General features: G+C 37.3%; 20 protein-coding genes and 1 other RNA gene. 8 read left to right on the top strand and 13 right to left on the bottom strand.

The genetic code is table 11. The features are described 5' to 3' along the window. Nucleotides 1-35: 35 nt before the first annotated feature. From KP78_RS12965 to KP78_RS12955, 3 genes are all read right to left on the bottom strand, one after another. Complete coding sequence (locus KP78_RS12965) at nucleotides 36-191, bottom strand: twin-arginine translocase TatA/TatE family subunit (protein WP_041089532.1); 156 nt, start codon at nucleotides 189-191, stop codon at nucleotides 36-38. A 195-nt stretch (nucleotides 192-386) separates the two neighbouring features. After that, nucleotides 387-1,724, bottom strand: a complete 1,338-nt coding sequence (gene dsdA / locus KP78_RS12960) for a D-serine ammonia-lyase (protein WP_041089980.1) — start codon at nucleotides 1,722-1,724, stop codon at nucleotides 387-389. 149 nt (nucleotides 1,725-1,873) lie between these two features. Continuing rightward, nucleotides 1,874-2,482, bottom strand: coding sequence for a spore coat protein (locus tag KP78_RS12955; RefSeq protein WP_041089531.1), 609 nt, complete (start codon nucleotides 2,480-2,482; stop codon nucleotides 1,874-1,876). Between the two features lie 222 nt (nucleotides 2,483-2,704). On the opposite strand from KP78_RS12955, the gene KP78_RS12950 reads away from it, so the two are divergent. Both KP78_RS12950 and KP78_RS12945 read left to right on the top strand, forming a co-directional pair. Next, a complete protein-coding gene (locus KP78_RS12950; protein ID WP_041089529.1) occupies nucleotides 2,705-3,013 on the top strand; it encodes an ArsR/SmtB family transcription factor in 309 nt (102 codons plus the stop codon). A gap of 13 nt (nucleotides 3,014-3,026) precedes the next feature. After that, complete coding sequence (locus KP78_RS12945) at nucleotides 3,027-3,962, top strand: cation diffusion facilitator family transporter (RefSeq protein WP_041089527.1); 936 nt, start codon at nucleotides 3,027-3,029, stop codon at nucleotides 3,960-3,962. Nucleotides 3,963-4,032: 70 nt separating this feature from the next. Here KP78_RS12945 and KP78_RS12940 read toward each other — a convergent pair whose 3' ends face one another. Further along, nucleotides 4,033-5,319, bottom strand: coding sequence for a murein hydrolase activator EnvC family protein (locus KP78_RS12940; protein ID WP_041089525.1), 1,287 nt, complete (start codon nucleotides 5,317-5,319; stop codon nucleotides 4,033-4,035). Between the two features lie 425 nt (nucleotides 5,320-5,744). On the opposite strand from KP78_RS12940, the gene KP78_RS12935 reads away from it, so the two are divergent. The 6 genes from KP78_RS12935 (at nucleotide 5,745) to KP78_RS12925 (ending at nucleotide 8,670) form a co-directional block, all read left to right on the top strand. Further along, nucleotides 5,745-6,203 carry a hypothetical protein gene (locus KP78_RS12935; protein WP_052474805.1) on the top strand — a complete coding sequence of 153 codons (459 nt, stop codon included), beginning with the start codon at nucleotides 5,745-5,747 and terminating at the stop codon, nucleotides 6,201-6,203. Next, on the top strand, nucleotides 6,203-6,328 hold the full coding sequence (locus tag KP78_RS20995; RefSeq protein ID WP_268747525.1) for a hypothetical protein: 126 nt from the start codon (nucleotides 6,203-6,205) through the stop codon (nucleotides 6,326-6,328). The genes KP78_RS12935 and KP78_RS20995 overlap by 1 nt, the downstream gene beginning before the upstream one ends. 398 nt (nucleotides 6,329-6,726) lie before the next feature. Continuing rightward, a complete protein-coding gene (locus tag KP78_RS12930) occupies nucleotides 6,727-7,077 on the top strand; it encodes a hypothetical protein (protein ID WP_041089521.1) in 351 nt (116 codons plus the stop codon). Between the two features lie 334 nt (nucleotides 7,078-7,411). Then, nucleotides 7,412-7,564 (top strand): YjcZ family sporulation protein, encoded by a 153-nt coding sequence (locus KP78_RS19260; RefSeq protein WP_084220032.1) that lies wholly within the window; start codon nucleotides 7,412-7,414, stop codon nucleotides 7,562-7,564. A gap of 38 nt (nucleotides 7,565-7,602) precedes the next feature. After that, a complete protein-coding gene (locus tag KP78_RS19255; protein ID WP_084220030.1) occupies nucleotides 7,603-7,689 on the top strand; it encodes a YjcZ family sporulation protein in 87 nt (28 codons plus the stop codon). 285 nt (nucleotides 7,690-7,974) lie between these two features. Further along, nucleotides 7,975-8,670 carry a YetF domain-containing protein gene (locus KP78_RS12925; protein ID WP_041089519.1) on the top strand — a complete coding sequence of 232 codons (696 nt, stop codon included), beginning with the start codon at nucleotides 7,975-7,977 and terminating at the stop codon, nucleotides 8,668-8,670. A 32-nt stretch (nucleotides 8,671-8,702) separates the two neighbouring features. Here the strand turns inward: KP78_RS12925 and KP78_RS12920 are convergent, their stop codons facing one another. The 9 genes from KP78_RS12920 to KP78_RS12885 form a co-directional block, all read right to left on the bottom strand. Beyond that, entirely contained in the window at nucleotides 8,703-9,137 is a 435-nt protein-coding gene (locus KP78_RS12920; protein ID WP_041089517.1) for a peptidylprolyl isomerase, read from the bottom strand. A gap of 164 nt (nucleotides 9,138-9,301) precedes the next feature. Next, nucleotides 9,302-9,488: non-coding RNA, 6S RNA (gene ssrS, locus KP78_RS19250), on the bottom strand. Between the two features lie 59 nt (nucleotides 9,489-9,547). Beyond that, nucleotides 9,548-10,258: a thermonuclease family protein gene (locus KP78_RS12915; RefSeq protein WP_041089515.1), complete on the bottom strand. Its 711-nt coding sequence runs from the start codon at nucleotides 10,256-10,258 to the stop codon at nucleotides 9,548-9,550. Nucleotides 10,259-10,348: 90 nt separating this feature from the next. Beyond that, nucleotides 10,349-11,017: a lytic transglycosylase domain-containing protein gene (locus KP78_RS12910; RefSeq protein ID WP_041089513.1), complete on the bottom strand. Its 669-nt coding sequence runs from the start codon at nucleotides 11,015-11,017 to the stop codon at nucleotides 10,349-10,351. 133 nt (nucleotides 11,018-11,150) lie between these two features. Continuing rightward, nucleotides 11,151-12,701 (bottom strand): glycine betaine uptake BCCT transporter, encoded by a 1,551-nt coding sequence (locus KP78_RS12905; RefSeq protein WP_041089512.1) that lies wholly within the window; start codon nucleotides 12,699-12,701, stop codon nucleotides 11,151-11,153. A 329-nt stretch (nucleotides 12,702-13,030) separates the two neighbouring features. Then, nucleotides 13,031-13,666: a cache domain-containing protein gene (locus KP78_RS12900; RefSeq protein ID WP_041089511.1), complete on the bottom strand. Its 636-nt coding sequence runs from the start codon at nucleotides 13,664-13,666 to the stop codon at nucleotides 13,031-13,033. 192 nt (nucleotides 13,667-13,858) lie between these two features. Beyond that, a complete protein-coding gene (locus KP78_RS12895; protein WP_041089510.1) occupies nucleotides 13,859-14,161 on the bottom strand; it encodes a hypothetical protein in 303 nt (100 codons plus the stop codon). A 265-nt stretch (nucleotides 14,162-14,426) separates the two neighbouring features. Further along, nucleotides 14,427-14,660: a hypothetical protein gene (locus KP78_RS20740; RefSeq protein ID WP_235420925.1), complete on the bottom strand. Its 234-nt coding sequence runs from the start codon at nucleotides 14,658-14,660 to the stop codon at nucleotides 14,427-14,429. Then, nucleotides 14,623-14,826 (bottom strand): hypothetical protein, encoded by a 204-nt coding sequence (locus KP78_RS12885; RefSeq protein ID WP_041089508.1) that lies wholly within the window; start codon nucleotides 14,824-14,826, stop codon nucleotides 14,623-14,625. Before KP78_RS12885 ends, KP78_RS20740 begins: the two co-directional genes overlap by 38 nt. Nucleotides 14,827-15,117 lie beyond the last annotated feature (291 nt).

Raw genomic sequence — 15,117 nt, 5'->3', positions numbered from 1 at the left:
GCTCCCTTTAAAAAATGGGAGCTTCTTTTATTAAATTATTTTTTATCGTCGTCTTCTAGAATGTTTTTTGTAGACTTTTTAAATTCTTTTAATGTTTCTCCTGCTGCACGTCCAATTTCGGGAAGCTTCTTAGGTCCAAAAATCAATAATGCTACAGCACCAATTAACACCATACTACCAGGTCCAACCATGTTAGTCCCTCCTCGAATTTCTATCTGTAGTTCATAAAATTAGCAAATAATGAATACATACCGTATTGTTCATTCAATAACTAAAATAAATATAGTCCTTCATTTAATAACTGTCAAAGTCAATTTTCCGTTTAGGTTTGTTTTATTCAATACTTCTTGAGAAAGCTTTGAAAGGTTGTCACTCATGATTAACGATTACATTTTTTCCATTTCTGAAAATCCTGCTTTCATATACTCTTCCATCTCTGCCTTTGGAACCATACCTCCCCCTGTAGCCCATACAATATGAGTTGCGTTCTTCATTCTGTGTTGAAGTTTCTGATATTGAATATATTCTTTTCCTTCTGTTGTTTTAAACAACTGAACAGGACCAAAGACACCTGCCAATGCTGATGGTTCTAAGAAAATGTTCTCTTTCACTGCCATTTTATACAATAATTTATATAAACTGTGATCACTTACAGTAAAGCAGCCGCTTAAAAAATGCTCCATGGTTTTCCCAACGAAACCGGATGGTCTCCCAACAGCAAGCCCATCTGCAGCCGTAATATTATCAATCCCAATATCTTGAACAGAAATTTTATCGTGTAGTCCTGTTAACATACCTAATAGCATGCCCGGAGAATGAGTAGGCTCTGCAAAAAAAGCATGTACATGATCTTCATAGATCAGTTTCAGCCCAAACGCAACTCCACCAGGTCCTCCTCCCACACCGCACGGCAGATATACGAACAATGGATGGTCCGAATCTACTTTTATTTTCAATGACTCTAGCTGATTTTTTAAACGTAAAGCAGCCACAGCATATCCAACAAATAAATGCTGAGAATTTTCATCATCGATGAAATAACAAAGAGGGTCTTTTTCCGACTCGATTCTCCCTTGATTCACTGCTTTACTATAATCAGATTCATATTCAACAACGTTTACACCTTTACTGCGAAGTAATTCTTTTTTCCACTTTTTAGCGTCAGCTGACATATGAACAGTTACCTTAAATCCTAATTTTGCGCCGATAATGCCGATACTTAGTCCAAGGTTACCTGTTGAACCAACCGAGATGGCATACTTGGAATAGAATTCCTTAAACCTTTTGCTGTCCAAAAGAGAATAGTCATCCTCTATCCCAAGTAAGCCGTACTGCACAGCTAGTTCTTCTGCATGCTTGAGCACCTCGTAAATTCCACCCCTAGCTTTGATTGATCCTGATATTGGGAGATCATGATCACATTTAAGCAGCCATTTACCATATAATTTTTCACTGTACATTTCTTCCAGATGTTGCTGCAACGCTTGTATCTCTTTTATGGGAGACTCGATGATTCCATTCATCTCTTTTGTTTCGGGAAATGCTTTTTTAATATAAGGTGCAAATCGCAGCAATCGGTTTTCTGCTTCAATGATATCCTTTTCCCCAAGCGGAGCCTGTTTAATGCCTTGCTGAAAATGTTTATAGCTTGGATTCATCCAAAATAATTCTTGTGTGGAGACTAATTCATTGATAAGTGGATTTTCAGCTGTTAGTTTATTCATTTCTTCTTGATTAAACGCATTGCCCAAATTTCTTCACGCTCCTTTTTTCATACATTATGCATGATCGTTCTATAATAACCGTCCATACTATTGAGCATAACATAAAAAGGAGCTTCCATAAGGAACTCCTTTTTACTATCTCTATATGATTACTGCATCATTTTATTTCCAGCTGGGGCATAGGAATTAGTTAGCTGCTGCATATCGATTTGTGAATATTGTGGTACTTGATAGTAATGATGTTTGTTTTGATAAAGGAATGTTTCAAAAGCCATTTCAATCCAGTTCGCCACGCTGTCAGCTGTCATTCTTCTAATAATTGGATTTGTCATTTCAAGTGCTGTCATTGCTTTGAGTGTCGCACAAGACTTGGTCAGGTTAAGCATATGTGTAGAAATCCCCTGGTCATTGATTTCATTTATAGCTTGAATTGGTTTTATCGGCGCCATAGGAGTTAGCCCGTAAATCGTATCATTGCCCTGCGGCATATTGTAGCTTGTCTTAGAATGCGAAGGTTTTTGCCCTGTCTTATATGCTTCAACGGTAATATTGTATTCATCTTGAATCCAATTATACTGACGGTCTAAAATCCCCAGCAATTCCTGGTCTTTTATATGCTGACGAAACATGGTGTATTGATCAAGGACACTGACCATTGTACCTAACATTTCCATTACATCATTAACCTCATGTCCCCCGTGCTTGACATTTTGAGGCATATTTCCTGTTTGCATGTTTTGATTTTGATTTTGCTGCATGTCTAATTCCTCCTATTCATTTTACCGAGTTAGTATGGCTAGTAATTAATCGTTTATTCGAAGCCTTGACTTATAAATTTAAAATTCTCATTGAAAAAAATTCGTATATGATGGTTGACAAACGTACTTATGAAACATAACATAGTATATGAACACATGCTCATATACTATGTTGGATTTGATTAAAATGAACGATTACATAATTAAAAGTGAGGTCATATTATGAAGCAGCAGGAGCATCATTTCCTATTACCGGCAACCGTCGATGAAGCATCCCGTATTTTCAAGGCATTAGGAGACCCAACAAGAATTAAAATATTATACTTACTTTCACAAGAAGAATGCTCTGTCAGTCATATTACAGAGGTATTAGAATTGACACAATCAGCTGTTTCTCACCAATTAAGCTTTCTGAGAAATTTGCGGCTCGTGAAATTCCGGAGAGAAGGAAACACGTTTTACTATACTTTTGATGACGAGCACGTTATCACAATCTTAAATCAAGTGTTGACACATATAGAATGTGACTAAGGAGGAAAGATGTATGGGACACCATCACCACCATGATCACCACGGCCACTCACATGGTCATAATCATTTTGAAGAAGCAAGAGAAGGTAACAAAAAAGGCTTGTTGATTGCTCTTTTTATTACGACTGGAATCATGTTCCTAGAGTTTATTGGAGGGATCATCACAAATAGTCTTGCGTTGTTAGCGGATGCCGGCCATATGCTGAGTGATGCCAGTTCCTTGCTCTTAAGCTTAGTGGCAATATGGTTTGCATCAAAAACCACATCCCCTAACAAAACATTTGGCTTTTATCGCTTCGAAATTCTCGCCGCTTTATTTAATGGAGTAACATTGTTTATCATTGCTGGATTTATCATTAGTGAAGCCTATGCACGTTTTTTTGATCCTCCTACTGTTGCAAGCGGTCAAATGATGCTGATTGCGTCCATCGGACTGTTAGCAAATTTGGCAAGCGCATGGTTTTTACTCAGAAAAGGCGATGTGAAAAATAATGTAAATCTGCGAAGTGCGTACTTGCACGTGCTTGGAGATGCGTTGGGATCTGTTGGCGCTATTCTTGCCGGGGGATTCATGCTTCTATTCGGCTGGTATATTGCTGATCCGATTATATCCGTCGTCGTTTCTTTGTTAATATTAAAAAGCGGCTGGGGGGTAATCAAGCACTCCATTCATATTTTGATGCAGGGCACACCTATTTCAATCAATCAGACAGAGGTTAGAGCAACATTAGAAAGTATTGACGGTGTGATTGAAGTTCACGATCTTCATATTTGGACGATTACCTCAGGTCTTGACTCCTTAAGCTGTCATCTTTTAATTGAAGACCATGCAGACAGTCAACATGTTCTTCAGCAAGCTATGAAAAAAATGAAGGAAACCTACAAAATACGGCATACAACGATTCAAATCGAAAATTCAAGTATTGCTCATTGTGACCCTTTCATTTAAAAACATGTGATTATTAAATAACCGTAAAAAACCTTCGTCTAATTCAAAGATAGACGAAGGTTTTATGGCTTTAAAAGGAAACATATTTTCTTGGATTAATTGCATTTGATTTTGCTGCATTCCACTCTCCTTCGTGAACTTCAAAGTGAAGATGAGTACCAAATGAATACCCGGTATTTCCCATCCCACCGATCACTTGTCCTTTTTCAACATACTGGCCCTGGCTAACGGACATACTGCTTAGATGAGCATAGACGGTAGAAAATGTTTGACCATTTACACTATGAGTCAAAATGATCCAGTTTCCATATGAATTACTTACCTTTGCACTTGTTACATAGCCGCTACCTGCTGCACGAACTGGAGTTCCAACACTTGCTGCGATATCCATACCATAATGATAACGCTCTTTTCCATTTAAAACGTCATAGCCAAATTCTGTCGTAATAACACCACTTGCTGGTGACGTCCAAGAGCCTGAACTACTAGCAGGCACTGAAGCATTAGAACTGCTGACACTCACTTCCCTCGTTGCTGCTGCAGCCATTTCTTCTTCACGCTGACGTGCAAGCTCCGCTAAACGACTCTGCTCTGAAAGAATTTCCTGTTCAACATCTGATGATAATTCTAAAAGCTCTTTGTCTTTTTCTTCAAGTTCTGTTCTTTCTCCTACAAGCTCGCTCTGCTTTGCCTCAAGCTCTGCCATCAGATTATCTTTCTCATTTTTTTGGCGATCAAGTTCTGCTTTTAAACGATCAAGTTCTGCTTTTTTTTGTTCAAGCTTCTGCAAATTTTCTTGTACTTCTTTTTCCTTTTTTTCAAGTGAATCTTTGTCTCTTTGCTGTTCTTCCATAATCTCGTGATCTGCTTCAACTAACGTATTAACCGCAGAGAAACGGTCAATAAAATTACTGAAGCTTTCAGCACCTAGCAGAACATCGATATAACTTACATTACCACCGCTCAACTGAATAGCACGCGCACGATCTTCTAAAAGAGCGGTACGCTCTTCAATTTTTTTCTTCAATTCTTCAATTTCTTTCCTCAATTTCTCAATCTCTGCATTTGTTTTTTCAATATCAGTAGATACTGCTGCTATTTCGGTAGTAGCCGCTTGGATCTTTTCATCCAGTAGTTTAATTTGAGCAGTAACTTCATTTTGACTGGAAATCATTTCATTTATCTTCGTATCTTTGATCGTAATATCTCCTTTTATTTGTTCGCGCTCATTCTGTATATCATTTATTTTACTTTGCAGGCTATCTATAGATTCTGCCTTAACCGTTCCTGCATATCCTGAAATGCTTCCAAGAAGAAGCGTGGCTGTAATCGGTATACTCCAAAATGACTTTTTCAACGTATGAACTCCTCTTCATCGAACACAATAATCATTCTCTTACAAAAGCTTATTTGATTATTAATCTTTTATTTTCAAAGCCTATTAATCTACGTTCATAATTCGATTGAATAGATGTACTTATTTACCCTCTAAAAATGAATGAAATACGGATGCTTTAATAAGGCTAAGAGTATTCTACCATTTTAAACGCTTCCCAAAAAATATAATTATATTACAATTATATTTCCATCTGAAATATAAAGAGAATCATTTATTAATATAGCGATTGACCTATTAAAGGGCTCGAGTACCGCTTCAAACACATGTCCTCATGGTGGTTGAATTAATGTGTACAATGCTCGCACCAAAACTATATTGTCTTTCACAACTTTTCTTGATTTTGAATAGAATAAAAAAGGAGTACGTAAGAGGAAGTGAGGATTATGGACGAAAAGAGTAAAATTCAGAAAGATTTGCAAATCATTGCTTCTCTGCAGCGAGATCTCAATCTTGTCACAGCAGCACTATTAATGACCGGACAAATTACAATTGTCGGAATATTTGTTAATCCAGGTGGATTTGTCCCCTCTTTAAGCGGTCCTCTTTTAAGAAATGAACGGTTAGAGGGTTTAAATGGAAATGTTTTTTCCACCATGTTAATCGACATTATTGATATCATTCTTGCAATTTTATTACTCATTGATGAAATTGGCGTTACGAGCATATTAGTAGGACCTGGTAGATTTTCTATCGATGTAACAGGTCCTATTTTCGGAGTGGCTAAACGTGTGCCTGCCTTACCTTATCTCCAAAAGGATTATGAGTTTATGAGAGATAATATTTCTAAACACTTTAAAGTAGATTCAAGGATATTAAATATATTAAAAAAGGAGTGGCCTTAATGGCTTTATCGGATTTACCATCATTTTCTCCTTCAAAAGAGACTTTATTCTTAATTGGTGCCCCTATCCTCATATTTATTTTCTTTTTTACACAAATTAAAGAAAGTGATACCCCAAAAATTTAAGAACAAAAATAGCCTGTTTGGTTTTACCATATATGGCTATTTTTATTTTTTAATCAAACTCTAACCACTAATTTAGAAATGAAAACGATACGGGTAGGATCAGCGTGAATGCTGAGAAAATACATATTCAACCGCTCCCCTTTAGTTTTTCTCCTCCAGAGTGACTGCAATGCATTTCCTATATAGATCAGAAGCACAAAATACATCAAGTTCTTACATATATATCGTCTGTGAAGAAATCAACAATTGATTTGGCAATCTTTAAGAAACAAATACATAGTTTTTTCAAATCACAATAATCACCCATATTCCTTATAGACAGGATACTTACCCAAGAATGTATATCAATAATTGCATAAGCTTTAATGTACACAAATTTAAAATGGGGGGTAATTTAAATGAATTCAAATATTTATTCTTTATCACAGGTTAATCCTTACGAGAATGAAGCAAGCAATTCAGAAGAGAGAATTTTTGGTAGGCCATTTGGATTTGGTGGATTCGGAAGACCTTTTGGATTTGGTGGATTTGGCAGACCTTTTGGGTTTGGAGGGTTTGGAGGGTTTGGAGGGTTTGGACGTCCTTTCGGGTTTGGCAGACCATTTGGCGGGTTTGGTTTTGGCGCACCGTTTTTAGGTGGATTTACAGGAGGATTATTAGCTGGTTCTTTGTTATCTCCATACGGCTATGGTTACGGATATCCTGCATATGGTTATCCTTACTATCCATACGGAGGATATTATTACTAAGTCTTTAAGATCAACTACTAATGCTTCAAATGATTGCTGTTTTTTTGCAGCATGAACAATGTTCATACCACTTTTTCCATCATCGCATACGTTTCAATTGAGCGTTTCAAAGTTCATTATAGAATGTTGGACCTACAGCATACTAGCTGCTGGTCCTTCTCTTAACCAGTTTTCGTATTTATTTTCACATCACAAAAGGTATGATGCATGAAAATAAATTATTGAATTTTTCTGTGAACCGTGTAATACGTCTAGTACATCTCCTTATTTTAAACATAATTTAAATTAAGAAAGCTATTTTCTTTCTCACCATTTGAATTGGGGGTGTGATGTTATGTTTGGTGGATATGGCTATGGTAGTTGTGGCCCCGCTTACCCAGCTTACGGTTATGGTGGAGGTTGTGGTGGATTTGGTTCCGGATTTGCGCTAATTATTGTCTTGTTCATTCTATTGATCATTGTTGGCGCAACTTTCGTTAAATGGTAATTAACTATAAAAGATATACATGAGTGGAGGTGTTCTAAATGGATGGCTGGGGAAGCGGATTTGCATTAATCATTGTGTTATTTGTGCTGCTTATCATTATTGGCTGCTCTTGTCGAATTTGGTAATATCCTAATGATACCCAGACCTTTATCTTTAAGGATAAAGGTCTGCTTAGGACTTTAAAATCTTGTGTTTGATACACGATCCACATTTTTTGATAAGATGGGACTGCTTCTTGCAGTCTCTTTCTTTTGAATGCTATTTTTCAAATAATTTATTAATATATTTTTATACTTTTTCTAGACAACTAAGATCCTTCTACATATAGGAAAAATAATGTCCCCTACTTGATCATGGCTGAATATTTTTTCTTCTTTTGCTCAAGAATGAAATAAAAAGGTGAATTTGATATGGATCTTTTAGAATTGATTGTTAGGGTCCTCTTATCGTACTTTATTCTTTTATTATTAACCAGAATGATTGGGCGAAAAGAAATTAGCGAAATGAGCTTTATCAATTTTGTATCAGCCATTACGATCGGTTCAATCGCTTCACACCTGGTCGTAAACCCACACTCAAGTATACGGAATGGAATCGCTGCGCTGACAGGATGGGCATTACTAACAATTTTAACAGAATTTATTTCTTTAAAGTCAAAGAAAACACGGAGACTTATTGAAGGAGAGCCATTCATTCTAATAAAAAACGGAATGGTGATGGAAAAAACTCTCCGTAAGGCTCGTATGGATATCAACACTTTCAATTCACTGCTGAGAAAACATGATATCTTTTCAATAACAGATGTTGAATATGCCATTTTTGAAATAGACGGCACGTTATCTGTTATGAAAAAAAAATTCAAAGAGGCTGTAACGAAGGACGATTTAAAAATTAAGAAAACAGCTAAGAATATTTTTCCAATTGCAACTGAAATTATTTCCGATGGTAAAGTAAACAAACGAAATCTAACAGCGTTACAACTGGATATAAATTGGCTCAAGCATCAGTTGGAGCAAGCTGGCGTTACGTCTATTTCAGACGTCTTTTATGCGGAAATTCAGCAGGACGGATCTCTTTATGTCGATACCTGGGATGATCAAATATAAAAAAGGAGAGCATTTCTGCTCTCCTAATGGGATTACTCAGATATTTTAATTGTATTTATTCCTGCACCCTGCTCCATTGTAAGAGCATGCTCTAAGCCATCTGTAACTTTACCAAAAACAGTATGAACACCATTTAAGTGAGGCTGTGGTTCATGTACAACAAAAAATTGGCTTCCGCCTGTATTTCTGCCTGCATGTGCCATAGATAATGAACCCGCAACGTGAGTATGAGGATTTCCTTCTGTCTCACATTTAATGGTATAGCCTGGACCGCCTGTGCCATTTTTATTCGGACAGCCACCTTGACTTACAAATCCTGGAATGACACGGTGGAAGTTTAAGCCATCATAAAAGCCCTCATTTGCTAATTTCTCAAAGTTTGCAACTGTGCCTGGAGCTTCCTCCGGATATAGTTCAAAATTGATTTTACTTCCATTCGTTAACTCTATGTATCCTGTTTTAGTCATTTAAAGCATCTCCTTTTCACCTAAAATTAATCAGTCTTTATCATACCATTATTAATCGCTGAAAGCACAAAAAGTGCCTTTCCTCTATAAAGAAAAAACCAGTCACCTATAAAGGAAACTGGTTTATATCTGTCCTAAAACATCAAGTGAAATTGAATGAAATATTGCAAGCCGCAATTGCCGTATAATTAGTAAGAAAGTTTTAAACCACCACTCCTCAAAGTGGGTGTTCGCAAAAACCATCCTGTCGTCCTCTTCTAAGGAGGCATGACATTTCTGTTTCGATGTAAAACTCCCTATTACAGCTTAAAGGTTAAAACTTTATTATAAGTACGAACAGCGCAGCCTGTTTTTATATAATACACCCGTATTTCTGATAAATCAATTGTTTTGTTTTACCTTTCTGTGTACTAATTTCTAGGGGCACGAAAGCCTGCTGCTTCCGCTTCCTCTACTGTACAGAACCAAGCCTCAGGAATTGTTTGTTCATAATTTCTTGTGTATGGCTCATGGTAAATTTTATTGCCGCTGCTGTTAATATTTCCTTTTATTAAGCAGCCTTCTTCTTGTGTCAGCTCTTCTTCCTCTGATTCTATTTCACCATCAAAGCCTCGATCCGATACATAGTCTTCTATAGACCATATCCCAACTGCAGCATGCTGTGCTTCTTTCTGCACTTCTTCAAAACGATCTACATATTTAATATCAGGTGGATAAATAGCGACTCGCGCCAGGCCTTGCCGAACTAACTCTTCATTAAATAGTTCTCCATCAAGCCATATGTATGCAAGCACCCGACCGTAGCGGTCACGTTCTGACACGTCAAGTTCAAGTTCGATCTCCTGACCATCAAGATTCTCTTCCGTAAAAGCAGAGGCTTCAGGTCCAAAAGGCTGTACACCTAAGCGTGGATGTTTTGTTTCCGGTGTATCGATTAATAATAGACGAACCCGCTCTTCTGCACCATCCCCCATTTTTACATCAACTGTATCTCCGTCGACAACATTTGTGACGGTTCCTTGTATATAAGCTAATGATGACTCCGGTTCCGTATCCTCTAATAATGTGCCGCCTGTTAACATACTTACTGCAATAAACCATAAAAATATCGTTTTTGTCATTATGTCTCTCCTTACCGATTACAAAAAAAAGCCCGAAACGATATCCGGACTGATTTATGTTTAATAAAAGTGTGAAGTATGAGCATCCTATTACTGTCCCAATGCTGCTTGATTCTCTTCTTCATATTGATTATAGAAAAAAAGTACATCTTCTACATACTCATCACTTCGATTGTAAGTGAAAATTGCTCGTTCTAACTCTCCATCCGCCGCCCCGTTGCCTGCTAAATAATTGGCAGCACTAAACACTGCATCCTCAATATCAAATGGGTCAGCAATTCCATCACCATTCGCATCAACACCATAACCTCCATATACGGCTATGACTTCAGGATCAGTCAATTCTGCTTCAGGAATATTTCCCTCTCCAAGTCCATCACAAGTTGGATGGCTCCAGCCAACAAATGTACAAGGCATAAATTGCATATGACCCTCTGCTCCTACTGGAGATATCAAGGTTTCCATTGTCGAAAAGCGAGTTTCAACTCGATGATGAGCGGCTAATAAAGTCCAAGACACGCCATATTCCGCCTCTGCTGCTTTATAAATCGGGATATATTCATCTGGAATTGAAAGTTCTACGGGTGCTCCAGCTTGTTCCAACCAGTCGCTCGCTTTTCCTTTTAGCTCATCATTCTGAAAAATGATAAATGCAGAAAATGCCGCGATGGTCACAACGATGGCAATTGGGGTAAGTAATACAAGGATTACTGCCAGCCATCTCGTAGCAGTTAAGTTATTCTTAAATTTTTTAGCCATTATAAGTCCACCCCTCGGTCATTCATCCCACATTTCACGCAAATTCGACAATCATCTTGCTTATTGTAACAAAAAAACTCCCTTTAGACATAAAAAAACTCCCTTTTTCTTATTGAAAAAAGGGAGTCAGCATTTATGATTGTTTTTCTGCTTTTTTATCAAGTGTTTCTTTTTTATTTCTCAGTTTTGGTGTAAGCATTAAACCGAGGTCCTTACGTTCCTGATTTAGTGACTTATAGGTGGAAATCATCATGAGCAGCATGACAAACGAGAACGGGAATGCGGCAATAATCAATGCATTTTGCAATGCTTGCAGTCCATTAGCGGAAAGTAAGATCACTGCGACTGCCGATTGTGCAAGACCCCACGTCAGGACGACATATTTAGGAGGGTTTAAAGACCCGAATGTTGTCTGCATTCCGAGCACAAAGGTAGCAGAGTCTGCAGAAGTAATAAAGAATGTACTAATCAACAGAATTGCAATAATAGACAAAACAATACCGAAAGAATATTCGTTGAAAACAGCAAAAAGCGTTACTTCTGTTGACAACCCAGCAAGATCCACTATTCCTGCTTTTTGCACTTCGATTGCACTCGTACCGAATACGGCAAACCAGAAGAAGCTAACGAAAGCTGGCAGAAGTAATACACCAGCCATAAATTCTCGAATCGTACGTCCACGTGAAACACGAGCGATAAAAATTCCTACAAATGGAGACCATGAGATCCACCATGCCCAGTAAAAGATGGTCCAACCGTCAATCCACACTCGATTTCCTTCATCAAGTGGCGCAATACGGAAGCTCATTTCAATTAAGTTCTGTGCATAAGAGCCAATTGTATTCGTAAACAAATTCATAATGAGCATCGTCGGCCCAACGATCAGCATAGCAATAACCAGAAAGATGGCTAATACCATATTTGCATTACTTAAATAGCGGATTCCTTTACTGATGCCTGACCATGCAGAAACCATAAAAAGAATGGTGACCACAATGATAATAATAAATTGCATATTAAATCCGATCGGTATACCAAAAAGGTAAGATAAACCACCATTAATCTGAACTGCACCAAAACCTAAGGTTGTTGCTACTCCTACTACAGTAGCAAACACAGCAAGTACATCAACTACAGTACCCCAACCACCTCTCATTTTGTCTCCAAAAAGCGGTACAAGTGTCGCTGAGATTAATCCTGGTTCATCTTTACGGAATTTAAAATAGGCAAGTGCAAGTGCTACAACAGCATATATGGCCCAAGCATGAATCCCCCAATGAAAAAACGTAAATCTCATTGAATCTCTAAGAGCTTGATCTGTTCCCGGTTCTGCAAGAGGAGGGTTGGATGCAAAATGAAGCAGCGGCTCACTCGCTCCCCAAAAGACAAGTCCAATCCCCATTCCTGCACTAAACAGCATGGCAAACCATGAAGTTGTTGAATATTCAGGTCTTTCGTCCTGCTTTCCGAGACGAATTTGCCCTATTGGCGTTAACGCTAAAACAATACAAAAAATAACCATTATTGAGACAATAATTAAATAATACCATCCAAAAGAGGATGTAATAAATGCTTGTATATTCTCTGTTACTTTTTCAAAACTGCTTGGTGAAATAACAGCATAGATTGTTGCTGCTACAAGAATTCCAAGTGTAATCCAAAAGACGTTTGATATTTTTTTCATGTTGTTCTCCCTTCAATCTGATAACTGCATCCTACATAAATATACCTACTTTCTAGTTAATAAACATGTTTTTAACCGTAACATGTTCTACTAATTGATACAAGTATTAGGATTTCTCGATAGGAATTTACATATAATAAATTTTAAAAGATCAGAAAGCGTTTTTTCAAAGTTTTTTAATCTTTTTAAGAGTTATTTCTGGGAATGATAGGATATTTTGATTTACTAATAATGATGAATATCTAATCATTACTTCAGTATTTATATCACTCAAAACCTCAAGGGTTACATAAAATGGTATGAATGACTTAATTACGTGTCAACTTTTCTCATTTCTCATTTTTTTGAAACTGACTTGTCAATTGCTGAAGCTCTTGAGCCAGCACGCTTAATGAGGTAGAAGCTGTCGCTAGCTGCTTTTTTGAGGATGCCGCTACCATATTCGTATTGCTGCCTGCTGCTTCCGATATCGATATCAGTGATTGCAGCTCCTGATCCACGCTTTCTGCTTCTTGGTTTACTTCTTTCATTGCTGCAACGATTACTTTTACATGGCCGCTTAAGGATGCTTGAAAAAGATCACGTATCATGTATTGGTCATCAGAATCCTGCAAATCACCAAGCATCTCCCCCTCCAAGTCAGCAGGATGTGCCTGAGCTATATAATCATCACTAAAAGCACCCATGCAATCGCTTTCTTTACAGAAAAAAAGCGCCTCATGAAAATCTTTTTTCCCGTCTTCTAGTTTCGGGCCAGATAACAGGATTTTTGCTTCTTCCTGTGCTGCTAACAGGGGAAGTTCTCCTTGTTCAACTCGATCCTGTAAATGGTTAAGTAACTCAATTTCCCCTCTAGTAGAATGATACAGATCTGTTCGTCCACTTTGATCAAGCTGTTCCTGTTTATACCAATAAGATACTGCACCAAATGAAATTATAATAACCGAAATCATTATAACCACCATTGCCAACAGCCTCCACCTCATATACTCAATTCCCTGTATTCCCCCTCGAACGATTCTCTGAAAGACATCTTCGATAAAATCCCTCAAAAAAGACCAGTTCCCAGCTGGTCTTTTTTGAGGGATTTTCTTTAAAAGATTACAATAAAAAAGTAGCCGCGACGATCGGGCTACTGAGCATTCTCTTGCTTGATGTTACCTATCTATTAAGACTCGTATGATTAAATAAAGCACAATATAGCCTACATATAAGGATAACAAATTTATTTTATAGCGTTCAAGGAAGTGTTGAACATATTTAGTCAGGCTCTTAGTAAGCAATAAAGTCGCAATGCCAATTATTAAACCTATGATAATTTTTATCCAAACCTCCATTGTAGAGCTCTCTAATACAGTGATGACAACGATCGCTAGAGATATTCCAACAAAGCACATGAATGTTTCAATGGATTTTTTGGTTTTTTTTACTTGACTATCATTGTTTAATAATTGTGTCATTTCTAAGACTCTCCTTATTCATACCAGTGTGTGCAATCCCAATATTGAACAGAAATAGCACCAGTATAATTTTTATTCTTAAAGTGTACTAATGTTGCTTTATAAATCCATTTCTTAGAATAACTACTCCATGAACGATAGACCCATGACCCAACGTAGGTTGGGGTAATTTTGCTAGTCCATCCTGCAAATTTGGTGAGTACCCATCCACCAGAAACGGTATTTCTTGCTTTTGTAGGTGCTTTAGCAATAATATAAGCAGTTACTAGTTCAGCCGCCCATTTATAACCTGTGTTTGTAAACGTTCGATAAGTTGGTGCGATGACTTGTGTACCCCAGGGTGCTCTTCAGCCATAATACCCACACCAACATCATTAGTATATCCGTTATTCAAAGCGTTTTTAACGCCAGTAATTAGATTAAGATTGTCATACATAAGCTTTAATTCGTCTTCATTTAATTCAGTATTTCCAAAAAAACTCAATACCGTTATATTCATATGTGTATTCAGGTTCTGTTAGCTTGCTTTGTTCTTCTATTAGTTCTTCAATATCAATGGACTCTGTCAGATTTCGGGAATCTCCTACCTCATTAGCATGAGAAACCGATAGAGCCACCAAACTAAAAATCAACAGAAAAGACAACAACGCAACAAATGTTTTCAACAAAATCACTCCGCTTCTTTTTTTTGAATAAATTTTTTTATTTTAAATATTTAGACTATTTTCTCTATCCAACCAATTGTTTTAAAAAAACAAAAAAAGATCAGTCGAGAACTGATCTTTGTCAAATTAGTAATAATTTACTTCCGTCCCTACTTACATCTATTCCATGATGACGTTAATCTCCATTGATTGAATCGCAAGTTTCGCACATATCAAGAAGTCTTCATACTAGCCACCCCTTCACCCATGACTGTTAACTACTAATATCATGGAAAGGAGGACAAATGTATC

The sequence above is a fragment of the Jeotgalibacillus soli genome (genome assembly GCF_000829435.1).
Taxonomy (GTDB): domain Bacteria; phylum Bacillota; class Bacilli; order Bacillales; family Jeotgalibacillaceae; genus Jeotgalibacillus; species Jeotgalibacillus soli.
The sequence above is the reverse complement of the archived record's forward strand: the minus strand, read 5'-3'. Positions and strand labels throughout refer to the sequence as shown.

Coding starts and splice junctions, on each gene's coding strand:
- KP78_RS20995 (WP_268747525.1), top strand. CDS start 6,203: ATGGCTTTATCGGATTTACCATCATTTTCTCCTTCAAAAGAGACTTTA.
- KP78_RS12930 (WP_041089521.1), top strand. CDS start 6,727: ATGAATTCAAATATTTATTCTTTATCACAGGTTAATCCTTACGAGAAT.
- KP78_RS12945 (WP_041089527.1), top strand. CDS start 3,027: ATGGGACACCATCACCACCATGATCACCACGGCCACTCACATGGTCAT.
- KP78_RS12895 (WP_041089510.1), bottom strand. CDS start 14,161: ATGACACAATTATTAAACAATGATAGTCAAGTAAAAAAAACCAAAAAA.
- KP78_RS19260 (WP_084220032.1), top strand. CDS start 7,412: ATGTTTGGTGGATATGGCTATGGTAGTTGTGGCCCCGCTTACCCAGCT.
- KP78_RS12905 (WP_041089512.1), bottom strand. CDS start 12,701: ATGAAAAAAATATCAAACGTCTTTTGGATTACACTTGGAATTCTTGTA.
- KP78_RS12935 (WP_052474805.1), top strand. CDS start 5,745: ATGGACGAAAAGAGTAAAATTCAGAAAGATTTGCAAATCATTGCTTCT.
- dsdA (WP_041089980.1), bottom strand. CDS start 1,724: ATGAATAAACTAACAGCTGAAAATCCACTTATCAATGAATTAGTCTCC.
- KP78_RS12915 (WP_041089515.1), bottom strand. CDS start 10,258: ATGACAAAAACGATATTTTTATGGTTTATTGCAGTAAGTATGTTAACA.
- KP78_RS20740 (WP_235420925.1), bottom strand. CDS start 14,660: ATGAATATAACGGTATTGAGTTTTTTTGGAAATACTGAATTAAATGAA.
- KP78_RS12910 (WP_041089513.1), bottom strand. CDS start 11,017: ATGGCTAAAAAATTTAAGAATAACTTAACTGCTACGAGATGGCTGGCA.
- KP78_RS12920 (WP_041089517.1), bottom strand. CDS start 9,137: ATGACTAAAACAGGATACATAGAGTTAACGAATGGAAGTAAAATCAAT.
- KP78_RS12900 (WP_041089511.1), bottom strand. CDS start 13,666: ATGGTGGTTATAATGATTTCGGTTATTATAATTTCATTTGGTGCAGTA.
- KP78_RS12925 (WP_041089519.1), top strand. CDS start 7,975: ATGGATCTTTTAGAATTGATTGTTAGGGTCCTCTTATCGTACTTTATT.
- KP78_RS19255 (WP_084220030.1), top strand. CDS start 7,603: ATGGATGGCTGGGGAAGCGGATTTGCATTAATCATTGTGTTATTTGTG.
- KP78_RS12955 (WP_041089531.1), bottom strand. CDS start 2,482: ATGCAGCAAAATCAAAATCAAAACATGCAAACAGGAAATATGCCTCAA.
- KP78_RS12965 (WP_041089532.1), bottom strand. CDS start 191: ATGGTTGGACCTGGTAGTATGGTGTTAATTGGTGCTGTAGCATTATTG.
- KP78_RS12950 (WP_041089529.1), top strand. CDS start 2,705: ATGAAGCAGCAGGAGCATCATTTCCTATTACCGGCAACCGTCGATGAA.